We start from the raw sequence: 21,546 nt of genomic DNA on the forward strand, positions 1-21,546 counted from the left end.
AATCAAGCCAAAGTGAATGAATGATGAAATTAAACAGAATTATTAATGATCCTAATCTTGTTGTTGAAGATGCAATTGAAGGATATGTAGCAGCTCATCCAGAGCTTTTTGCAAAAACAGATCATGAGAGAGTATTGAAATATCCATCTATCCCACAACAAGGAAAAGTTGGGATTGTTACAGGTGGTGGTTCTGGTCATGAGCCTGCGTTCTTGGGCTATGTTGGTAAAAACATGGTTGATGCTGTGGCTATTGGAGAGATTTTTTCTTCACCAACCGCAGGTGCTTTTCTTGATGCGATGAAAGCTGCTGACGGTGGGGCAGGTGTTGCTTGTCTTTATGGAAATTATGCTGGCGACAATATGAATGTCAAAATGGCGGTTAAAAAAGCGGCTGCTGCGGGTATTACTGTAAAAACAGTGGTTGCTAATGATGATGTTGCTTCTGCACCGATTGATGAAAAAGAAAAACGTCGTGGTGTTGCTGGTGAAATCCTGATGTGGAAAGTGGGCGGTGCAGCTGCAGCGGCTGGCTATGATCTGGATGGTGTTATTGCTGTTGCTCAAAAAGCTATTGATAATTGTCGTTCTATTGGCGTTGGTCTAAGTTCTTGTATTATTCCAGCTGTGGGTCATCCTAATTTCAATATTGATAATGGGATGATGGAAGTTGGTATCGGTCATCATGGTGAGCCTGGTATCAATGTTGTTCCTTTACAACCTGCCAAAGAAATGGCAGAAACCATGTTGGAACCTATTTTAAAAGAAGGACTTTTTGAATCTGGTTCTGAAGTTGTTGTTTTAGTTTCTGGTTTGGGTGCAACCCCTACGATGGAGCTTTATATTTATTATGCAGAAGTCGATCGCATTTTAAAAGAAAAAGGCGTTAAGGTTCATCGTAGCTACGTGGGTAACTATTTTACCTCTCTTGAAATGATGGGTGTTACTCTTTCTATGATGAAATTAGATGACGAGTTGAAAAAACTTGTTGATGCTCCCGTTCATTCTCTTGGTATGGTTCAAGGTTAATAAAATGTCTGAAGTTATTGTTATTAAAAATGGTGTTGATATCGTTGATGATTTAATCAATGTAATCGTTAGCAATCGGGACTACTTAAGTGAAATCGATGGTGCTATTGGGGACGGAGATCACGGTATTAATATGGCCAAAGGGTTTAATATTTGTAAAACCCGCATTGATGGTAAACAATTAACCCTATCTGAGGCTTTGGCTGAACTTAGTGATTCTTTAATGGAAGGCATTGGTGGTTCTATGGGACCATTATATGGTTGCATTTTCACAGGTTGGTCAGACAGCGTTCAAGGTAAAACAGAGCTGACCAAAGAAGATGTGCAAGCCATGTTGGCAAATGGGATGAGCGAACTGCAAGATATTAGCCCGGCTCAAAAAGGTGACAAATGTTTGGTAGATACTTTATTTCCAGCCGTTGAAAGTTTTGCACAAGCTGTTAAAGAAGAGAAAACTTTTAAAGAAGCATTAAATATTATGAAAGATGCTGCTGCAAAAGGGCGAGATTCGACCAAAGATTTAGTGGCTAAAATTGGTCGTGCAAGCCGCCTTGGCGAACGTTCAAAAGGTGTGTTAGATGCTGGTGCGACTTCTTGTTGTTTATTGGTAACTCAATTAGCAGATAGCCTTGAGGCAAAAATGAATTAATTCTTTTTATCTATTGGCTTAATTTTAAAACCGTGCTTTTGCCAAAAAAGCACGGTTTTTTGTTTATAATAAAGGATATCCTCTTACAAATGATTGATATAGTGATAGGTTAAGATATTATTTGTCTAGCAGATAAGTTGAAGGAGTGTTGAGGTTTAGTTTTACCCAAAAATCCTTTAAAGCAATATCTTGCGAAATATAGAATGATGACAGTTGATGATGGTAAAGCAAGCGACATCACAATGCATTATTTTTAGGAATTATAGAAAATAAAGTTTCACTAACTTTTGCGAAAATCAAACAAAGTAATATAAAGATATGTAAAAGGATAATTTCCACTTGGCTAGTGAATAAGATATTAACAGTATTAAAAAAGTCCTAGAAGTTGACTGTTGATCTTAATCCAAAAACAGCCTCATTTTGTATGCGTTTATGATAGCCCTCTTCTAAATTTAATCCTCCACCAGGATTGAATATATATTGGAAATCGGGTTTTATTTCCCACCAAGGCGTTGCTTGGATTTGCCATGCTAATTCTATGTGATGTTCTGTTTTTCTGGTGCGCCATGAGGGGTCATTGTTAAAGTAACGATAATCACGATCATATTGTCTGGCTCTATCTCCAAAACTACCAAATCCCCACGCAAACCCAAGAGAGTCGTCCTCTCTATTAAAAATACCTTTATAAACAATACCTGCATCACCCCCTAGATTAACGGGACTGCGATCGCCTGGTGATGTTTGGATGCGACCAAAGAGACCGACGGAATGGGTTTTATCTTTGTTACGCCAAATCATTTGATCGATAATGCCATATACAGACCAATTATGTCGGTGTTTCCACATGGTTTGGTCGTTATTAGGATCGGCAAGTGGTAGTCTTTGTGCATTATATCGTTGATCGGGAAAACCTGCACTGTCAAAATAAGCACCGATTCTGTATGTGCCTGGATAGCCAGTAGATACTGTTTTATCTTTTGCATCATCAGGGGCAGGGTTTAAATGATATTGTAATTCATTGATAATGAATACGCCTGTGTTAAAATTAAAATGTGTTCCAGAAAGGTGTGCTGCTTGTGGATCGCAAGTAAAGGCACCTGATGGGTTACAAAAAGGAACATCGTTAGGATTATCATTGGTGACTGCAAATAAATTGGTCCAATTAGCATTGGGTTGAAATGCGAATCGAATGCCAGGGGCAGCCAAAGGATAGTCAACACCACCACTATAGGTATCAACAGAGCTGACCATTGACCAACCAAAAGAAGAGTTGATAAACATGGTTGCGTAATCACTAATATTAAATTCTTGGTCTAAACTTAATTTACCAATACGTACTGTAAATTTATCATCCCAAAATCCTTGTTGGTACCACAGCTCCCATAATCTTGTGGAACGATCGGCTTCAATACCACTGATATTATTTAAGTCGCTTAGATTTTCACCTGTAAATTGGCGACCTCTAATTTGTAAAGCACTGATATTAAATACCCCATGTTTTATTCCTAGAACTTTTTCAGGATCCCAGTTTAAGGTAAGCGTGGTCATCCCTTCATAGGCGGCGCCTTGTTTCGTCCCACCATATGGATTTCCCCAAACTTCGTTAATATCAACAGCGGTGAACGTGATTCCATATTGTGCCAACCAAGGGCGAACGCCCCACATATCTTTTAACAACATATCCTGATCTTCTGGATGTTGCCCTGTATTTTGATCTAGAACTTTTGCGGGAGGCGGTGTTTTCTTTGTAGGGTTAGCACTGCTATTATTTGTTGAGGGTGATGCGTCTTGGCTAATAATAGCAGAAGAGCGGGCTGCATGGGCGTGATTTGTGTAAATAATTAAGGATAGAGGCACATAAACAGAAATGGAAGTTAGTTTTTTTCTATAGTATGAGGGGATATGTGCAAGATATTTCAAGAGTTTTTTCATTGTCTGATATCTCATATAAAAATGAAATTGATAATTATTATTAACAATTAAGATTAATATTTTACACTTGTCAATTTGATATAACGGTATATATAATTCTACATCAAAACTGTGGCATTTATATGTAGTTATCAGTTGAATTTTTCAGAAATCTGTTTCATATTGATGCAAGTAATTTGCATTTGCATATTAAATTAAGATAGCGAAATGTTACTTATACGATTGTCGATTCCATTAAAAAATAAATAATTTACAAGGAGATACCTTATGTGTATTAAAAAAACCCTTTTAGCAACAGGCTGTGCATTGCTTTTTTCAAGTCCTGCTTTTGCGGTTGAATATCCGATTGGTAAACCCCAAACATGCGGAGGGATGGAGATCGCTGCGGTCTATTTGCAACCGATTGAAATGGATCCCGAAGGGGTTATGCTGCCAGCATCTAAATCTGATATCCATCTTGAAACAGATATTCATGCAACCGCAGACAACAAAAATGGTTTCCCAGAAGGCAGCTGGATGCCATATCTGCAAGTTGCTTATGAGCTGAATAAAGTGAATGATACAAAAATTACCAAAGGAATTTTGCATCCAATGGTTGCAAATGATGGTCCACATTATGGTGAAAATATCAAAATGATGGGACCTGGAAAATATCATTTAAAAGTAACCATTTTACCCCCTTCTCGTGAATCAATGTTCGGCAGACATGTTGATAAAGAAACAGGGGTTGCACCATGGTTTAAACAATGTGTAACGGAATTTGATTTTACCTATGCTGGCACAGGTAAAAAAGGCGGATATTAATTAGTTGTTATTTTGTGTTTAAAAAAAGTTGTTAGGATATTGGAAAGATGAAAAGTTACTTCAAATATCCTGATAATTTTTGTGTAAGTTAACTCATTTAAAATCGTAATTTTACAGAGTTATTTTTATTGTTTTTAAATAAGTATTTTTATTGAGTGTTTGCATGTAAGCCTAAGAGGTTTTGATATGAGAAAATTGCGGACTATTTTGTTTTTGTTTTTGTTTATACCAATACCAGTATTTGCGACACCGCTTGCAAATTATGATATTACAATTAAAGATGGTGTTTTTTCCCCACAATCTATCGAGGTTCCATCCGATCAACGGTTTAAAATTACGATTAAAAATATTGGTCAAGGTCCAGCGGAATTTGAAAATTTATCATTAAGAGTTGAAAAAGTTTTGGCTGCAGGGGTTACGTCATTTGTTGTAATTCATCCATTGAAACCTAATACTTATCATTTTATTGATGAATTTCATATGGATATGCAAGGGTTTAATATCATTTCCAAATAGGAGTTTTCACTATGGGTGCGCCCTTATTTATCGTATGGCGTGAAAGCGTAGAAGCATTACTGGTTATTGGTATTCTATATGCGTGGTTACGAAGAGAAAATTTATTATTATTAACTAAACAGCTTTGGATTGGCACGGCTCTGGGCTTATTGCTTGCAGGATTATTGGCGGTTGCCTTTTGGGTGGCAGGTAGTTGGTTTGCAGGATCGGGTGGGGAATGGTTTTTTACCATCATGATGTTTGTTGCATCATTGTTAATTTTACAAATGGTGATTTGGATGCATCGTCATGGCAGTGGTATGAAAAAACACCTTGAACAAGAAGCTGCGGAAAGTTTGCACAAATCAGGTGGAGGCTTTGGAATTCTGATTCTAGCCATGTTGGCTGTTGCAAGAGAAGGATCGGAAACGGTTGTTTTCCTTGCTGGCATTGGTGCTCAACAAAAAGGAACGTCGATTGGTTTATTTATACTTGGGGGTGTGGTTGGTTTATTACTTGCGCTGTTGACATTCTGGCTTTTACAAAAATGCTCTAAGATCATTGCATGGAAATGGTTCTTCTTGATTAGTGAGTTTTTATTACTTCTGATCGGAGGAGGATTAATGATTAGTGCTTTTGATAAAGCAGCAGCACAAATTTCAGATTATGATTTGCCAGAATGGCTTTTTAATTTTATGGATAATGCGTTATGGAGTACATCTTGGCTGGTTCCAGATAATAGTACATTAACAGGATTAACAGGGTATCATGCTGAGCCTTCTTTGATGCAAGTATCTGTAATATTACTTTATTGGTTATGTGCGATCTTGTTGTGCAATATATCGTTCACGAAGAATCCAAGCACAAAATAATAGGTTTAAGTTACATTATATGATCAGTTCTTTATTTAAAATAACGACATATCGACTGGGTGCTGCGATGCAGCGTCATAAGGGGATTATACAAACCATTCAATGGATCATTGTTGGTTTTTATGTTGTATTGCTGGTGATCCCCGCTTTTATGGATTTACCTCCAAGACAAGCACATATACTTAATAATCTTGTTTTATTTGCTCAATTTGTTTTTTGGGGCATTTGGTGGCCATTTGTTATTTTATCGATGTTGGTTATAGGGCGTGTATGGTGTGGTGTCTTCTGCCCAGAGGGTGCTATTAGTGAATGGACTTCTAAAAAATTTGGTAAAAATAAAAAGATACCGCGTTGGATTAAATGGAAGGCGTGGCCCGCGATTGCTTTCATTTTAACGACATTATATGGGCAGTTGATTAGCGTGTATGATTATGCAGATTCTGCATTATTAATTCTTGGTGGATCAACGGTGGCTGCTATTCTTATTGGTTATTTATACGGCAGAGAAAATCGCGTATGGTGTCGGTATTTATGTCCAGTGAATGGTGTATTTAATCTGCTTTCACGGCTTTCACCGTTTTCGTTTAAAAGTGATGCCAAAAAATGGTCTGAATATCACGGGAATTCTGTAAGTAATCCTCATTGCCCACCAATGATTAATATCCGACAACTTCACGGTGTTTCTGGGTGTCATATGTGTGGACGTTGTGCTGGTTTAAGGGATGCAGTCAGCTTACAGCCAAGGTCTGTTAATGAAGAAATTATTACTTATGGCAATGAAAAAGATAATTTGTGGGAAACGCGCCTTTTATTGTTTGGAATGATTGGTGTTGCCATTGGGGCATTTACATGGACTGTTTCCCCTTGGTTTGTAACAGCGAAACAGTTTTTGGCGAATTGGTTAATTAATCATGACATATTATGGCCAATGAATGCTACGGCACCTTGGTGGATATTAACCAATCATCCTGAGAATAATGATAGTTTTAATTGGCTTGATGGGTTTTGCGTTACGTTCTATATTCTTGGTTCGGGGCTTTTATATGGGTTCGGACTAACAGGTGTTTATAAGTCATTGGCTAAGTTTTTATACAGACCTAATCTTTATTCCTATATCGCACAAGCATTAATACCCATAGCAGCGGCTGGTCTGTTTTTAGGTCTGACTGCTACGAGTGTTAAATTGTTACAATATGATGGGATCGTTTTCTGGTGGTTAAAGGATGCCCGTGTAACCATACTAGCGTTTTTCAGTCTGTGGAGCTTATATTTAGGGTATAATATCCTCAGAAAATCTACAGATATTTTTTATAAATTCATAATCTCATTTGGTTTGTTCGCTTTGTCTTTGGTGCCGATTGTTGGGGCATGGTGGTTAATGTTTATGGGGTGGTGACACAAGGGGATTGTAACAAGTCGAAAGTGTCTTATGGTGATGAATTCATTATTTATCTATAGGATAAATACTACCAATTGCTTGTATGAGCTTGTTACATTCTTCTTCGTTTCCGACCGTAATACGCAACCATTCTTTGATTCGAGCGGTGCTGAAGTGACGGATTAGAATATTCTTTTCTCTGAGTTTAGAGGCAAGTTCATCCCCAGCAATTTGGGGGTGGGAAACAAAAAGAAAGTTCGATTTCGAATCTAATACTTTAAATCCAAAATTTTGTAGAGATTTGGTTAAATAGTCTCTATTTTCAATAATACGATCAGCATTATTAATAGACCATTGAATGTCTTGTACGGCTGTTGTTGCTGCAATTTGTGCTAATCTATCCAAAGGATAAGAGTTAAAGCTGTCCTTGACGCGTCTGATGCCTTCGATTAATTCTGCATTACCAACAGCATAGCCAACTCTTAGTCCCGCCAGTCCATAGAATTTTGAAAAAGTTCGGACAACTAATAAATTGGGAAATTGATTAATTAAAGTAACGACAGATTCTCCACCAAAATCAATATAGGCTTCATCAACAATCACCACTTGTTGTGGGTGTTTGATAAGATATTTTTTGATGAGTTGTGGATTCAGTAATAATCCTGTTGGTGCATTCGGATTGGTAATAACAATTCCAGCACAATCTTCTTTTTCATAATCAGCAAGGTTGATTTCAAAATCATCTGTTAAAGGAATTATTTTGTAATTGATATTAAATAAATTACAATAAACAGGATAAAAGCTATAGGTAATATCAGGAAATAAAATGGGCTTTTCATGTTTTAATAATGCAAAAAATGCAAAGCCGAGAACTTCATCAGAACCATTTCCAACAAAGATATTATTCGTGTTAACAGAATGCAATTTTGCAAGTTCAGAACAGAGTTGTTGTGATGTTGGATCTGGATATAATTTTAAATGGTCATTAACAGCATCTTTTAAGGCTTGTAGTACTTTAGGCGAAACACCATAAGCATTTTCATTCGTGTTGAGTTTAATAAGGTTGGTTACTTTGGGTTGTTCCCCTGGCGTATAGGGAACAATATCATTCACAAAGGGACTCCAATATGGATTATTCATTACGACTTCCTGAAATAGTAATTTTAAATAATATTAATTTTGACTTTTTAATAAGTTAATCAGTTCTGCATCACCTTGGCGTTCTGCTAGTTGAATAGGGGTTACGCCTTCACCATCAGTATGGTGTGGATTAGCGCCTGATTCTATTAGAAATTGTGCCATGTCATTTCGTCCAAATAGGATTGCAAACATCAAGGCCGTGCGTTTCAGATTATTTTCGGAATCAATTTTAGCACCAGCGTTGACTAGTAATTTTGCAATAGGAATATATCCTTTGAATGCAACACCAGTCAAAGCAGTGGCGCCTTTATTATCGACAATGTTGGGGTCAGCGCCTTTTTCTAATAAGAGTTCAACAGCTTCAAGATGATTATGATAGCAAGCCAAGATTAGAGCGGTATGCCCTTCCTGATTTTGGTGATTGATGTCCATGCCAGCTCTGATAAATTCAGCCAGTAATTCTGTGTCCCCTTGGCGCGCGACATTGAAATATAAGGCTTCGATTTCTTCAGGGGTAAAAGTAGGTTTTGGTGTTGAATCAGACATGATGACTTACCTTGGCTATTTACGCTGAATGGTAGAATGATTTATTGCATTTTATCGTGATCGAGTAAAAAGGAAAGTAATCCTTTATAATTTTAATGTTTTTATCACTGTCACAAGTCCACAAAATAAAGTATTTCATTGCTAAAATTCAAACTTTCCTAGATATTTCAATTGATTATAGGAAGCTTTATATGGTTTTTGTGTATTTATTAAATTTGTTCTATACTGAGATTGTATATTTGTTATGTGATTTTTTGCTCGCAAGAGAAATATAAACCTAATAGTTTTTTTAATCAGTTTGTCGATGAGGAGTAAGGTTATTATTGAAATGGTTTATATTCTTTACGCAAACAATCACTTTTATCTGGGTATGCTTTTTGGTATAGTTTTTCGGATTTAATCGGCGCAATTGCTTTGTCTTTTTATCGTACGCTTACACGGTCGATGTAAGGGGATTTGCTTGTCGATCGTAGCTATTTTCTGTGTGCTATGTTTGAGGAAACTATTCTTGTCGCGGGAATAATAATAGTCATTGTTTTTGTTGGTATAGTTGAAAAAATAGTTGGTTGATGATTGATTGTTTTTATATATAACGTTATCGTAATACAATGATTTCTCTTATATTGAAAATGAATGATTTTTGTAGTTTTTAACATAATTTTGTGTTAATAATGACACGTGAAAACGATTAATAGCTTTTATTAGAATGAATACTTGCATTTTTTGATAAGTTTAAAATGGGTAATTTGATTTTATCAAGATTTTTGTTTTCTTTTTTTTAATGAGTATTAAGATCATATGTTAAGTATCCTAGGATTCAAGTTGGGATAAAAGACTTTTTAGGAGATATTTGAATGAATATTGATGAGCTTTGTATTAATACTATTCGTGGTTTAGCCATTGACCAAGTACAGGCTGCGAACTCAGGACATCCTGGAACCCCAATGGGTTTGGCACCAGCAGCTTATGCGTTGTGGAATAATGCGTTAAATTATGACCCAGCAAACCCATTATGGCCTGCACGTGATCGTTTCGTGCTTTCTGGTGGTCATGCATCGGCTTTATTATATTCAATGATTCATTTAGCTGGAATTCATAACGTTACTCATGATGGTAAAGTTGAACAAAAACCAGCGTTGACCCTGCAAGATTTAGAACAATTCAGACAGTTTAATTCAAAAACTCCTGGTCATCCAGAATATCGTCACACAACAGGTGTTGAAACAACAACAGGTCCTTTGGGTCAAGGGTTGGCAACTTCTGTGGGTATGGCAATTGCTCAGAAATGGTTATCCACAAGATATAATCAACAAGGTTTTCCTTTGTTTGACTATCACGTATATACATTCTGTGGTGATGGCGATTTAATGGAAGGCATTTCTTATGAGGCGGCTTCTATTGCGGGTCATTTAAAACTAGGAAATTTGGTCTGGGTATATGACCGTAATCGTATTTCTATCGAAGGCAATATTAATATTGCCTTTACCGATGATGTTGCAAAACGTTTCAAAGCCCAAGGATGGCATATCCACGAAGTAAAAGATGCAAATAATATTGCAGATTTCCAAGTAAAATTAAACGAAGCACGTCAAGCATCTGATGCGCCAAGTTTGATTATCCTTGATAGCATTATTGGATATGGTTCCCCTAACAAAGCTGGAACACATGGTGTTCATGGTGAACCTTTGGGTCCTGATGAAGTAAAGGCAACCAAAAAAGTGTATGGGATGCCTGAAGACAAAACATTCTATGTTCCAGATGGTGTCAAAGAGCATTTTGCAGCTGGGATTGGTAAACGTGGTGCAGAAGCAAGTAAAAAATGGAATGCGTTGTTTGCTGAATATAAAACAAAACATCCAGAGCTTGCTCAAGAAGTTGAAGATATTATTCATCATCGTCTTCCAAAAGGGTGGGACAAGGATATTCCAATTTTTGCTGCGGATCCAAAGGGTATTGCTTCTCGCGCAAGCTCAGGAAAAGTATTAAACGCAATTGCGAAAAATATTCCTTGGATGGTTGGTGGATCTGCTGACCTTGCTCCTTCTAACAAAAGTTGGTTAGAATTCGCAGATGCAGGTGTGTTCCAAAGTCCAAATTATCCAGAAGGTAATGGTACTTTTGGTGGGCGTAATATTCACTATGGTGTTCGTGAACATGCAATGGGCGCGGTTGCCAATGGGATTGCATTAAGTGGTCTTAGAACTTATGCGGCTGGGTTCTTTATTTTCTCTGATTATATGAAAAACCCAATTCGCTTGGCTTCTTTGATGCAGTTGCCAGTTGTTTATATCTTTACGCATGACAGTATCGGTGTGGGTGAAGATGGTCCAACCCATCAACCGATTGAACAATTGGTACATTTCCGTGCAACACCTGGAATTCGTATGATTCGTCCAGCAGATGCTAATGAAGTTGTCGAAGCATGGAAAATGACGTTGGAAAGTGCTTCTCATCCAACAATTTTGGCATTAAGTCGTCAAAATCTTCCAACCATTGATCGTTCAAAATATAATTCTGCTGCTGGTTTACGCAAGGGTGGATATATTGTTGCATGTTGTGGTGAACTGCCTGAAGTCATCTTAATTGCTTCTGGTAGTGAAGTTGGCTTGGCGATGGAAGCCTATGAAGTATTGATTAAAGAGGGGCAAAAGGCTCGTGTAGTTTCAATGCCTTCATGGGAAATTTTTGAGGAGCAACCACAATCTTATCGTGATGAAGTGTTGCCTCCACATATCACTGGTCGTGTTGCTATTGAGCAAGGATCCCCAATTGGTTGGGATCGTTACGCAGGTCCAACAGGAACGATTATTGCAATGCGTAGTTTTGGGGCATCTGCACCTTATGATAAATTACGGGAGCATTTTGGTTTTACACTAGAAAATGTGTTGGCTGCAGCAAAAGAGCAGCTTAAAAAATAAAGTTTAAACTCAATAAAGCCTTCTTTACAATAGCGTAAAAGAGGGCTTTATTATTTGTAATATTATATCAATAGTACATAATTTGTTTTTATATAAATTAATTTTAGAAGGAAAAACATCAAATGGCTGAGAATCCTCTTGTTCAACTTGAAAAATATGGACAATCTCCTTGGTTGGATTTTATCCAACGTTCTTTTACAGCGAATGGCAGTCTTAAAAAGCTGGTTGATGAAGATAACCTTAAAGGGGTGACTTCTAATCCTGCAATTTTTGAAAAAGCCATGGGTCATGGAACTGAATATGATCCTCAATTCAAAGAATTGATTGCATCAGGGGTAACGGATGTTTCAACATTATATGAAACCGCAGCGATTGAAGATATCCGTAATACATGTAAGGTGATGTTTCCTGTATGGGAAAAAACCAAAGGCGTGGATGGATATGTAAGTCTTGAAGTTTCCCCTTATATTGCGATGGATGGTCAAAAAACCATTGAGGAAGCACGCCGTTTATGGAAACAAGTTGCAGAAAAAAATCTGATGATTAAGATTCCAGCAACAGCCCCATGTATTCCTGCGATTGAAACTGCTATTTCTGAAGGGATTAATGTGAATGTAACGCTATTATTCTCTTTGGAAGCATATAAAAATGTTTTGGAAGCCTATATTTCTGGTTTGGAAAAACATTTAGCCAAAGGACATCATATTGGTCATATTGCCAGTGTTGCTTCTTTCTTTGTAAGCCGTATTGATACAGCGATTGATAAAGAAATTGATACGCGTGTTGCAGCGGGTGATAAAGAAAGTGCAGCATTAAAAGCTGTTCGTGGTAAGGTTGCGCTTGCAAATGCAAAAATGGCATATCAATATTATCTTGAAGTGATGAAAAGCGATCGTTGGAAAAAGCTGGCTGCTGCTGGTGCGCATCCTCAACGTTTGTTATGGGCAAGCACAGGGTGTAAAGATAAATCTTTCCCTGATACGATTTATGTTGACGGGTTGATTGGTCAAGATACAGTGAATACAATTCCTCCTGCAACAATGGACGCTTTTCGCGATCATGGAACCGCTTCTCAGACCTTAGATAAAGATATTGAAGGTGCTAAGAAAATATTATCAGAAGCTCAACGATTGAATTTAGATCTAGCAGGCGTTACAGATAAATTATTAGCCGATGGTGTTGCTCAATTTGCCACTGCGTTTGACCAATTATTAGGTTCTGTTAAAGAAAAATTAGAAACTTTAAAAAGTGGGAAATAATTCAATGCAGGGTGAACAATTAATTCAAATGCAATCTGCACTGCCTGCAGAGCATGAAAAAGCAGTGCAAGAAGGTTTAAATGCTTGGGATAAAGATGGTAAAGTCAGAAAACTCTGGGCACGTGATGCATCTGTTTGGACGGGTAAAGATGAAAGCAAGTGGCTAGGTTGGTTGGATATTGTTGATGAACAAATCGGCGATCTTGCAGCTCTTGAAGCGTTTCAAAATGAAGTGAAAGCCAGAGGCTTTACGGATATTTTATTGTTGGGAATGGGTGGTTCTAGCCTTGGACCAGAAGTTTTAGGTGAAGTATTTGGACATCAAGCTGGTTTTCCAACCTTACATGTGTTGGATAGTACTGACCCACAGCAAGTCTTTACGTTTCAACAAAAAGTTGATTTAGGGAAAACGTTATTTATCGTTTCTTCTAAATCAGGTGGAACGTTAGAGCCAAATATTCTCAAGGCTTATTTTTATAACGAAGCCAAAAAGGTTGTTGGAGACACGGTTGGAAGTCACTTTGTAACAGTAACTGATCCTGGGTCTCATATGGAAGATGTTGCCAAGCAAGATGGTTTTTGGAAAATCTTTTATGGTAAGAAAGATATTGGCGGACGATATTCTGTATTATCAAACTTTGGTATTATCCCCGCAGCCGCAGCCGGTCTTCCATTAAGAGCTTTGTTAGAATCTGCTCATAAAATGCAAAAAGCATGTGCCGCAGAGACTTCTGTAGCGAATAATCTTGGTCTTCAGTTGGGCACCATTTGGGGAACTGCGGTTGCGCGATTTAACAAAGATAAATTCACGATTATTGCTTCTCCTGCCATTAACTCTTTGGGTGCTTGGTTGGAACAATTGCTTGCTGAATCAACAGGCAAGATCGGCAAGGGCATTATTCCTATTGACGAAGAAACTTTGACAACGCCAGATCATTATGGAAAAGATCGTTTGTTTGTTTATTTGCGTTTGAATGGCAATGTTGATGCAACTCAAGATAAAGCACTAGAAGCCCTTAAAGCAGCTGGTCATCCAGTGGTTACCTTGAATTTGCAAGACAAACATCAAATCACACAAGTGTTCTTTCAAACTGAGTTCGCAACCGCAGTAGCAGGCTCTTTCATTGGTATTGATCCATTCGATCAACCTGATGTTGAAGCCAGCAAAGTTGAAACCAAAAAAATTACCAATGCTTATAACAATCATGGAAAATTACCAGAAATTACCCCTGTGGTTCGTGATGGTAATTTCGAAGTCTATGCGGGTAAGGTTGAAGTTGAAAAGTTAAAAAATGCTTCTTCTTTAACGGAGGCGTTAAGGGAGGTATTCTCTCAGGTTCAAGCAGGTGATTATGTGGGCGTATTGGCTTATATCGAACGTGACCTTGCAACCCGTGCTTGGATTCAAAAAATACGTTTAGCTATTCGTGATAAGAAAAAAGTCGCGACGGCTGCGGAATTTGGTCCTCGTTTCTTGCACTCAACGGGTCAAGCTTATAAAGGTGGACCAAAAACGGGTGTGTTTTTACAAATTACGGTTGATGATGTCAAAGACTTGCCTGTTCCAGCTGAAAAATATACATTTGGAATTGTGAAAGAAGCTCAGGCTCGTGGTGACTTTGATGTTTTATCAGAACGTGATAGAAGAGTTATTCGCATCCATGTAAAAGGGGATATGAAAACAGGCTTGGAAACTTTGAGTAAAACTATTTTAAGCGCTTTGTAGTCTAAAACAGACAGTGTCTTGTAGAAGAAGCCACAAGGCACCGTCATTTTATGATATTAATTTAAAGGAAATTATTATGAAATTAGGTATGTATGGTTTAGGCAGAATGGGTGGCAATATGGCTGTTCGTTTGGCTCGTCATGGTCATGAAGTTGTTTTATTAAACCGTACGCGTGCAGTCAGTGATAAAATTCATGCTGAAGCACCTAAAAGCAGTGTTGTTGATAATTTAGAAGAATTGGTTGCAGCACTTCCTTCTCCTAAAATTATTTGGGTGATGTTACCTTCTGGTGATGTGACTGAGAGAGCGATTGAAACGCTTGGGAATATGCTCAGCAAGGGGGATATCGTTATTGATGGTGGTAACACTTGTTACAAAGACGATGTTCGTCGTGCAAAAATCTTACATGCAAAAGGTATCCATTACGTTGATGTTGGGACTTCTGGGGGTGTTTGGGGGCTAGAACGTGGTTATTGTATGATGTATGGTGGAAACCAAGAAGCTGTAGATCATATTGATCCAATTCTTGAATCTTTGGCACCTGGAATTGGTGATATTCCTCGCACAAAAAACCGTGGTTCTAATTTAAACCCACGTGCGGAAAAAGGATATTTACATTGCGGTCCAGCAGGTTCTGGTCACTTTGTGAAAATGGTTCACAACGGTATTGAATACGGAATGATGCAAGCCTATGCAGAAGGGTTTGATATTATGCGTATGAAAGGATCTGATCGTTTACCAGAAGATCAACGTTTTGATTTAAATATGGCTGATATTGCCGAAGTATGGCGTCGTGGTAGTGTGATCCCTTCATGGTTATTGGATCTGTGTGCTGATGCATTGGCTGTTGATGGTGACCTTTCTAAATTCCAAGGGGACGTTGCTGACACAGGCGAAGGTCGTTGGACAATCGAAGCAGCAATTGAAGAAGCTGTTCCTGCACCTGTTATTACAGCAGCGTTATTTACACGTTTCCGTTCACGTTCAGGAAATACCTATGCTGAAAAAATGTTATCAGCAATGCGCTTTGGTTTCGGTGGGCACGTAGAAAAGAAATAAAATTTTCATAAATTTTATTGAAACAAAAGCTTTAATCGTAAAGGTTAAAGCTTTTTTTTATGTCGTTTATTTCTCTTTTTGTTTTAAAAATATAATTTTATAATTTTTAATGTTTTTTTGTATTTTTTTTTAAAAAAGTAACTTATTTGTTATATATTCTTTGACATATTATACTATAGAATGACAGTTAAATGGCAATCTTATGCATATTATTAAGGATAAAAGGTAAAGAATTTATGAGCCAATAGTCATATGTTCTCATTTTAACTATCAAAAAATTATTCGATATAACTATCGTAATTATAAAAAATTAATTTAATTATTCAAGAAACAAAATAATGAATATGGCATAGATGATGTCTATTCATACGAGGAGGTCATGGTATGACAATCAAACAACATGATATGAGTCCCCAAATCAATATGGAGAAAAAGGATTTCGCTGGACCCGTTCGAACGGTAGTACCTGTTTATAATCACCATTTACCTCCTTGTAATCATGCTTGTCCAGCAGGTGAGGATATTCAAGGGTGGCTTTCGTTAGCACAAGCGGGTAAATTCCAAGAGGCTTGGGAGCATATTTTGATGAATAACCCTATGCCTGCGGTGCATGGACGTGCTTGTTATCATCCTTGTGAAGATTCCTGTAACCGTGGGGATTTGGATGGTTCAATTACAATTCACGCGGTTGAACGATTCCTGGGTGATATGGCGAATGCCAGTGGTTGGAAAGTTCCAGTTGCAGATAATAAAAATAGCAAAAAGATTTTGATTATTGGTGCGGGTCCTGGTGGGTTGTCTGCGGCGTATCATTTGCGGCGTATGGGGCATGAAGTTGAAATCAGAGAAGCATTTTCCATTCCTGGTGGTATGATGCAATACGGTATTCCAGCCTATCGTTTGCCACGTGATATTTTGAAACAAGATATCGATCGCATTGTTGAAATGGGTGTTAAGATTGTTTGTAACCATCGTGTTGAAGATTTAGAGCAAGAAAGAAAAGATGGTAAGTTTGATGCTGTATTTCTTGGGATTGGTGCAGGCAAGCCGTCTTTGATCGATATTCCCACACAAGAAGGATCTCACGTTTTATCAGCTGCTGAATTTTTACATGATGTCAGTGCTGGAAATCAGCCTAAGGTTGGCGCAAATGTATTAGTTTATGGTGCTGGAAATACCGCGATGGATGCAGCACGCTCTGCATTTCGTATGGGTGCAAAGACGGTTAAGATCATTTTCTTTTGGGATCGCCCTCATATGGAAGCACATGATTTTGAAATCGTTGATGCTGATGCTGAAGGAACCCAATTTAAATGTATGAGCACGATTGCTTCGATTGAAAAAAATAAAGTTGTTTTGAGGAAAATGGTTGTTGGCGATACAGGTCGCCCAGAGCCGACCGAAGAATTTGAAGATATGCCAATGGATACTGTGATTATGGCATTGGGACAAAGACCAGAAAGTAGTTTTCTTAGTAAGGTCGCTGGAATTGAATTAAATTCAGATGGGACGATTGTTATTGGCAAAGATATGATGACGGGTGCCGAGGGTATTTTTGCTGGTGGGGATGCCATTCGTGGACCACGCAGCGTTACCACTGCGGTTGGTTTGGGTAAAAAAGCAGCCAGATTTATTAATGGTTGGCTCAGTGCAAATGCATACCAGATTCCTGATAAAAATCCTATTTCTTACTATAAAGATTTACACTTACCTTTATTGGCAAATACACCTCAGACCATTCAAAAAGAACTGCCAGTTGATGAACGTATTGGATTTAAAGAAACTTTGATTGGTTTTTCTGAAGATGAAGCGGTTTACGAGGCACAACGATGCTTGTCTTGTGGAAATTGTTATGAGTGTGACAACTGTTTGGCAGCATGCCCAGAGCAAGCATTAACAAAATTAGGTCCAGGAAATGGGTACGAAGTCAATATGGATCGTTGCACAGGCTGTTCAGCTTGTTTTGAAACATGTCCATGTCAAGCCATTGATATGGTTACAGAGCAACGGGTGTAAGGTAAGGGAGAATATATAAATGTCTAAAACAATTATGGATGCCAATACAGCGGTTGCGCATATTGCTTATCGTGTCAATGAAGTTTGTGCTATTTTCCCAATTACGCCTTCGTCTCCGATGGCAGAAGATATTGATGATTGGGCTGCTAAAGGCAAGAAGAATATTTGGGGAAATACCCCATTTGTACAACAAATGCAAAGTGAAGGTGGTGCTGCAGGGGCTGTGCATGGAGCATTGCAATCTGGTGCGTTAACAACAACATTTACAGCGTCTCAAGGATTGTTGCTAATGTTGCCAAATATGTATAAAATTGCTGGTGAGTTGACATCAACTGTTTTCCATGTTGCTGCACGTTCTATTGCGACTTCTGCGTTATCGATCTTTGGCGATCATTCTGACGTAATGGCTGCTAGAATGACGGGCTTTGCGTTGCTTTGTTCTGATTCTGTGCAAGAAGCACATGATTTATCGTTGATTGTGCATGCTGCGACATTAAAAGCGCGTGTTCCGTTTATTCATTTTTTTGATGGTTTCAGAACGTCTCATGAATTAAATACGCTTGATATGATTTCTGATGATATTATCGAGAAAATGATCGATGACGATTTGGTTGCGGCTCATCGTGAACGTGCATTGAGCCCCGAAAATCCTTTTATTCGTGGAACAGCACATAATCCAGATACATTCTTTCAAGCACGTGAAGCCGTTAATCCTTATTATAATAAAACGGCTGAAATTGTTGAAGAATATATGGCTCGTTTTGAAAAATTAACGGGTCGTCATTATGATTTGGTAGAATATATCGGCGATCCAAATGCTGAATATGTTGTTGCATTAATGGGCTCAGCTGCGGAAACAGCAGAACAAACCGTTGCAAAATTGCGTGAAGAAGGAGAATCTGTTGGTATTTTAAAAATACGTCTTTATCGACCATTCCCAGCACAACAAGTATTGGCAGCGTTACCGAAAACAGTCAAAAGAATTGCTGTCATGGATCGTACCAAAGAATCTGGTGCGATTGGTGAGCCTTTATATTTAGATATGATTGCAACATTAGCAGAGGCAGTTGCAAGAGGTCATCGTGAGAATCTACCATTGATTATTGGTGGACGTTATGGGTTGTCTTCCAAAGATTTCACACCAGCGATGGTTAAAGCGGTTTATGATGAATTAAAAGTTGAAAAGCCGCGTCATGGTTTTACCGTTGGGATTAAAGATGATTTAACGCATACCAGCCTTGATTATGATCCTGCATATAATATTGAAAAAACAGACACAAAACGTGCAATGTTCTTTGGCTTGGGATCAGATGGTACGGTTGGTGCGAACAAAAACAGTGTGAAAATTATTTCCGAAGATGTCGGACAATATGCCCAAGGATATTTTGTGTATGATTCTCGTAAAGCGGGTGCGCAAACAGTTTCTCATTTGCGTTTTGGTCATGAACCTATCAAAGCAGCTTATCTAGTACAACAAGCTGATTTTGTTGGGTGTCACCAATTCCACTTCTTATATCGTCAAGATATCTTGGAACATGCTGCCGATAATGGAACATTCTTGCTTAACTCTCATTATAGTGCAGAGGAGGTTTGGCAACATTTACCACGTTTGACCCAACAACGTATTATTGAGAAGAAACTAAAATTCTTTGTAGTTAATGCTTCTAAAGTTGCTCAGGAAGTTGGTCTTGGAATGCGTACAAATACCATTCTACAAACTTGTTTCTTTGCAATTTCTGGCGTGTTACCTCGTGATGAAGCGATTGATTATATTAAAAAATCAATTCACAAAACATATTCTTCTAAGGGGGATGCGGTTGTTCAAAAGAACTACAAAGCAGTTGATGCCGCTTGTGACCATTTGTTTGAAGTTAAGGTTCCTGAATATGCATCCAGTAACTTAGCACAGGAAAATCCAGTGCCAGCCGATGCGCCTAAATTTATTCATGATGTAATCGTACCAATGTTTTCTGGTCGTGGTGAAAGCTTACCCGTTAGTTTAATGCCTGCGGATGGAACATTCCCCTCTGGAACAGCGGCTTATGAAAAACGTAATATTTCTGATTTTGTGCCTGAATGGCGTGAAGATTTATGTATTCAATGTGGTCAATGTGGATATGTTTGCCCACATAGTGTGATCCGTGCAAAGACCTATGATAAAAAAGAGCTGGAAAATGCGCCAGATGACTTTAAAACAGCCCCTGTGAATGCACGTGGATATCCAAATACAAACTTTACGTTGCAGTTTTATGTAGAGGATTGCACTGGCTGTACTTTATGTGTCAGCGTTTGTCCTGCACGTAGTACCACAGAACCTGAAGTTAGAGCGATTAATATGACAGCGAAGGAAACTTTGTTGGATCGTGAAAAACGGAATCTTGACTTCTTTAATACTCTTCCAGTGAATGATCGCAGCAAGATTAATTTTTCTAACGTGCGTGGTGTGCAGTTCCTTGAACCGTTATTTGAGTTCTCTGGTGCTTGTGCAGGATGTGGTGAAACCCCTTATTTAAAAGTATTAACCCAGTTATTTGGTGATCGTCTACAAGTCGCAAATGCAACAGGGTGTTCCTCTATTTATGGTGGAAACATGCCTGTAACTCCTTGGGCGATGAATAAAGAGGGAAAAGGACCAGCTTGGTCTAATTCGCTTTATGAGGATAATGCGGAATTTGGATTAGGCTTTAGAGTAGCTGCGGATAAGCAATTGGAAGTTGCTTCTAATTTGTTATTGAAAATGAAAGAGGATGTTGGGGAAGAATTAGTGAATGCTATTCTTACATCTACTCAGGTTCATGAATCAGAAATTAGAGCACAACGTTTACGTGTAGGAGAGCTTAAAACAAGATTAGCCCAGATTAATACTGTCAATGCTAAACGTTTATTAACCTTAACAGATCATTTTATTCGCCGTAGTATCTGGATTGTTGGGGGTGATGGTTGGGCTTATGATATTGGATATGGTGGTTTGGATCATGTTCTTGCCTCTGGTCAAAATGTCAATATTTTGGTGATGGATACCGAAATGTATTCTAATACAGGTGGACAAGCCTCTAAAGCATCTCCATTTGGTTCTGTTGCCAAGTTCGCATCTTCGGGTAAAGAAACAGTTCGTAAGGATTTGGCTTTAATGGCAATGACTTATGATAATGTGTATGTGGCTCAGGTTGCGATGGGTGCTAGCCCACAACATACTTTGGATGTGTTCCGTCAAGCAGAAGCCTATGATGGTCCCTCTTTGATTGTTGCGTATAGTCATTGTATTGGTCAAGGATTGGATATGCGTCAAGGATTGGTACAACAAGGATTAGCCACAGATTCAGGGTACTGGCCTTTGTTTAGATTTGATCCAATGATGCGTAAAATTGGTAAAAATCCATTTCAATTAGATTCTCCTAAACCCTCTATTCCATTAAAACAATATGCAGGGAATGAAATTCGTTATCGTAATCTTGCACGAGTTCGTCCAAATGAAGCAGAAGAAATGATGGATATGGCACAACAAGCCGTATTGCGTAAATATAAACAATATGAAGCATTAGCAGGGATTGAAGGTGGCGAAGTGAACCCCGTCGTCTTTGGGCTTAAAACGCGTTAATGCAATGAGAGTTTGATAAGATGAACCCTGCCATGAAAGTGGCGGGGTTTTTTATTGGAATGAAAGGATATCGAGTTCATATATATTCTACTTTATAGAGATGTTTTCCTTAGAGACAGTTTTAA

Annotated in this window: 13 protein-coding genes and 1 pseudogene; 11 read left to right on the forward strand and 3 right to left on the reverse strand. The window is 38.2% G+C overall.

The window, feature by feature from the left end:
* The first annotated feature begins 20 nt into the window (after window positions 1-20).
* Both QJV33_RS05995 and dhaL read left to right on the forward strand, forming a co-directional pair.
* Window positions 21-1,028: a dihydroxyacetone kinase subunit DhaK gene (locus tag QJV33_RS05995; protein ID WP_281462464.1), complete on the forward strand. Its 1,008-nt coding sequence runs from the start codon at window positions 21-23 to the stop codon at window positions 1,026-1,028.
* 4 nt (window positions 1,029-1,032) lie between these two features.
* Window positions 1,033-1,677, forward strand: coding sequence for a dihydroxyacetone kinase subunit DhaL (gene dhaL, locus QJV33_RS06000; RefSeq protein WP_281462465.1), 645 nt, complete (start codon window positions 1,033-1,035; stop codon window positions 1,675-1,677).
* Window positions 1,678-2,055: 378 nt separating this feature from the next.
* On the opposite strand, the gene QJV33_RS06005 is transcribed toward dhaL, so the two are convergent.
* The gene (locus tag QJV33_RS06005; protein ID WP_281462466.1) at window positions 2,056-3,609 is read right to left on the reverse strand and encodes a carbohydrate porin; all 1,554 of its coding nucleotides are present in this window, start codon (window positions 3,607-3,609) and stop codon (window positions 2,056-2,058) included.
* Window positions 3,610-3,876: 267 nt separating this feature from the next.
* Between QJV33_RS06005 and QJV33_RS06010 the strand changes: the two genes are divergently transcribed.
* From QJV33_RS06010 to QJV33_RS06025, 4 genes are all read left to right on the forward strand, one after another.
* Window positions 3,877-4,413 carry an iron transporter gene (locus tag QJV33_RS06010; protein ID WP_281462467.1) on the forward strand — a complete coding sequence of 179 codons (537 nt, stop codon included), beginning with the start codon at window positions 3,877-3,879 and terminating at the stop codon, window positions 4,411-4,413.
* Window positions 4,414-4,599: 186 nt separating this feature from the next.
* Window positions 4,600-4,929 carry a cupredoxin domain-containing protein gene (locus QJV33_RS06015; protein ID WP_281462468.1) on the forward strand — a complete coding sequence of 110 codons (330 nt, stop codon included), beginning with the start codon at window positions 4,600-4,602 and terminating at the stop codon, window positions 4,927-4,929.
* Window positions 4,930-4,940: 11 nt separating this feature from the next.
* The gene (locus QJV33_RS06020; protein ID WP_281462469.1) at window positions 4,941-5,780 is read left to right on the forward strand and encodes an FTR1 family iron permease; all 840 of its coding nucleotides are present in this window, start codon (window positions 4,941-4,943) and stop codon (window positions 5,778-5,780) included.
* A 19-nt stretch (window positions 5,781-5,799) separates the two neighbouring features.
* Window positions 5,800-7,176 carry a 4Fe-4S binding protein gene (locus QJV33_RS06025; protein WP_281462470.1) on the forward strand — a complete coding sequence of 459 codons (1,377 nt, stop codon included), beginning with the start codon at window positions 5,800-5,802 and terminating at the stop codon, window positions 7,174-7,176.
* A gap of 48 nt (window positions 7,177-7,224) precedes the next feature.
* Here the strand turns inward: QJV33_RS06025 and hisC are convergent, their stop codons facing one another.
* Together hisC and QJV33_RS06035 are read right to left on the reverse strand one after the other, a co-directional pair.
* A complete protein-coding gene (hisC, locus tag QJV33_RS06030; protein WP_281462471.1) occupies window positions 7,225-8,298 on the reverse strand; it encodes a histidinol-phosphate transaminase in 1,074 nt (357 codons plus the stop codon).
* A 33-nt stretch (window positions 8,299-8,331) separates the two neighbouring features.
* Window positions 8,332-8,844, reverse strand: a complete 513-nt coding sequence (locus tag QJV33_RS06035) for an ankyrin repeat domain-containing protein (RefSeq protein ID WP_281462472.1) — start codon at window positions 8,842-8,844, stop codon at window positions 8,332-8,334.
* Window positions 8,845-9,698: 854 nt separating this feature from the next.
* Here QJV33_RS06035 and tkt point away from each other — a divergent pair.
* From tkt to nifJ, 5 genes and pseudogenes are all read left to right on the forward strand, one after another.
* Entirely contained in the window at window positions 9,699-11,762 is a 2,064-nt protein-coding gene (gene tkt / locus QJV33_RS06040; RefSeq protein WP_281462473.1) for a transketolase, read from the forward strand.
* Window positions 11,763-11,884: 122 nt separating this feature from the next.
* A pseudogene (locus tag QJV33_RS06045) lies at window positions 11,885-14,747 on the forward strand (bifunctional transaldolase/phosoglucose isomerase).
* A gap of 76 nt (window positions 14,748-14,823) precedes the next feature.
* On the forward strand, window positions 14,824-15,807 hold the full coding sequence (gnd, locus tag QJV33_RS06050) for a phosphogluconate dehydrogenase (NAD(+)-dependent, decarboxylating) (protein ID WP_281462474.1): 984 nt from the start codon (window positions 14,824-14,826) through the stop codon (window positions 15,805-15,807).
* Window positions 15,808-16,191: 384 nt separating this feature from the next.
* The gene (locus QJV33_RS06055; protein ID WP_281462475.1) at window positions 16,192-17,823 is read left to right on the forward strand and encodes an NAD(P)-binding protein; all 1,632 of its coding nucleotides are present in this window, start codon (window positions 16,192-16,194) and stop codon (window positions 17,821-17,823) included.
* A gap of 19 nt (window positions 17,824-17,842) precedes the next feature.
* Window positions 17,843-21,421: a pyruvate:ferredoxin (flavodoxin) oxidoreductase gene (gene nifJ / locus QJV33_RS06060; protein ID WP_281462476.1), complete on the forward strand. Its 3,579-nt coding sequence runs from the start codon at window positions 17,843-17,845 to the stop codon at window positions 21,419-21,421.
* Window positions 21,422-21,546: the final 125 nt, after the last annotated feature.

Origin of the sequence: Commensalibacter nepenthis, assembly GCF_029953305.1 — a bacterium.
GTDB classification, from domain to species: Bacteria; Pseudomonadota; Alphaproteobacteria; order Acetobacterales; family Acetobacteraceae; genus Commensalibacter; species Commensalibacter nepenthis.

Bases quoted from the DNA above. Each gene is read 5' to 3' on its own strand.
- QJV33_RS06010 (WP_281462467.1), top strand. From the start codon at position 3,877: ATGTGTATTAAAAAAACCCTTTTAGCAACAGGCTGTGCATTGCTTTTT.
- QJV33_RS06005 (WP_281462466.1), bottom strand. From the start codon at position 3,609: ATGAAAAAACTCTTGAAATATCTTGCACATATCCCCTCATACTATAGA.
- QJV33_RS06035 (WP_281462472.1), bottom strand. From the start codon at position 8,844: ATGTCTGATTCAACACCAAAACCTACTTTTACCCCTGAAGAAATCGAA.
- hisC (WP_281462471.1), bottom strand. From the start codon at position 8,298: ATGAATAATCCATATTGGAGTCCCTTTGTGAATGATATTGTTCCCTAT.
- QJV33_RS06055 (WP_281462475.1), top strand. From the start codon at position 16,192: ATGACAATCAAACAACATGATATGAGTCCCCAAATCAATATGGAGAAA.
- QJV33_RS05995 (WP_281462464.1), top strand. From the start codon at position 21: ATGATGAAATTAAACAGAATTATTAATGATCCTAATCTTGTTGTTGAA.
- QJV33_RS06020 (WP_281462469.1), top strand. From the start codon at position 4,941: ATGGGTGCGCCCTTATTTATCGTATGGCGTGAAAGCGTAGAAGCATTA.
- QJV33_RS06025 (WP_281462470.1), top strand. From the start codon at position 5,800: ATGATCAGTTCTTTATTTAAAATAACGACATATCGACTGGGTGCTGCG.
- gnd (WP_281462474.1), top strand. From the start codon at position 14,824: ATGAAATTAGGTATGTATGGTTTAGGCAGAATGGGTGGCAATATGGCT.
- nifJ (WP_281462476.1), top strand. From the start codon at position 17,843: ATGTCTAAAACAATTATGGATGCCAATACAGCGGTTGCGCATATTGCT.
- dhaL (WP_281462465.1), top strand. From the start codon at position 1,033: ATGTCTGAAGTTATTGTTATTAAAAATGGTGTTGATATCGTTGATGAT.
- QJV33_RS06015 (WP_281462468.1), top strand. From the start codon at position 4,600: ATGAGAAAATTGCGGACTATTTTGTTTTTGTTTTTGTTTATACCAATA.
- tkt (WP_281462473.1), top strand. From the start codon at position 9,699: ATGAATATTGATGAGCTTTGTATTAATACTATTCGTGGTTTAGCCATT.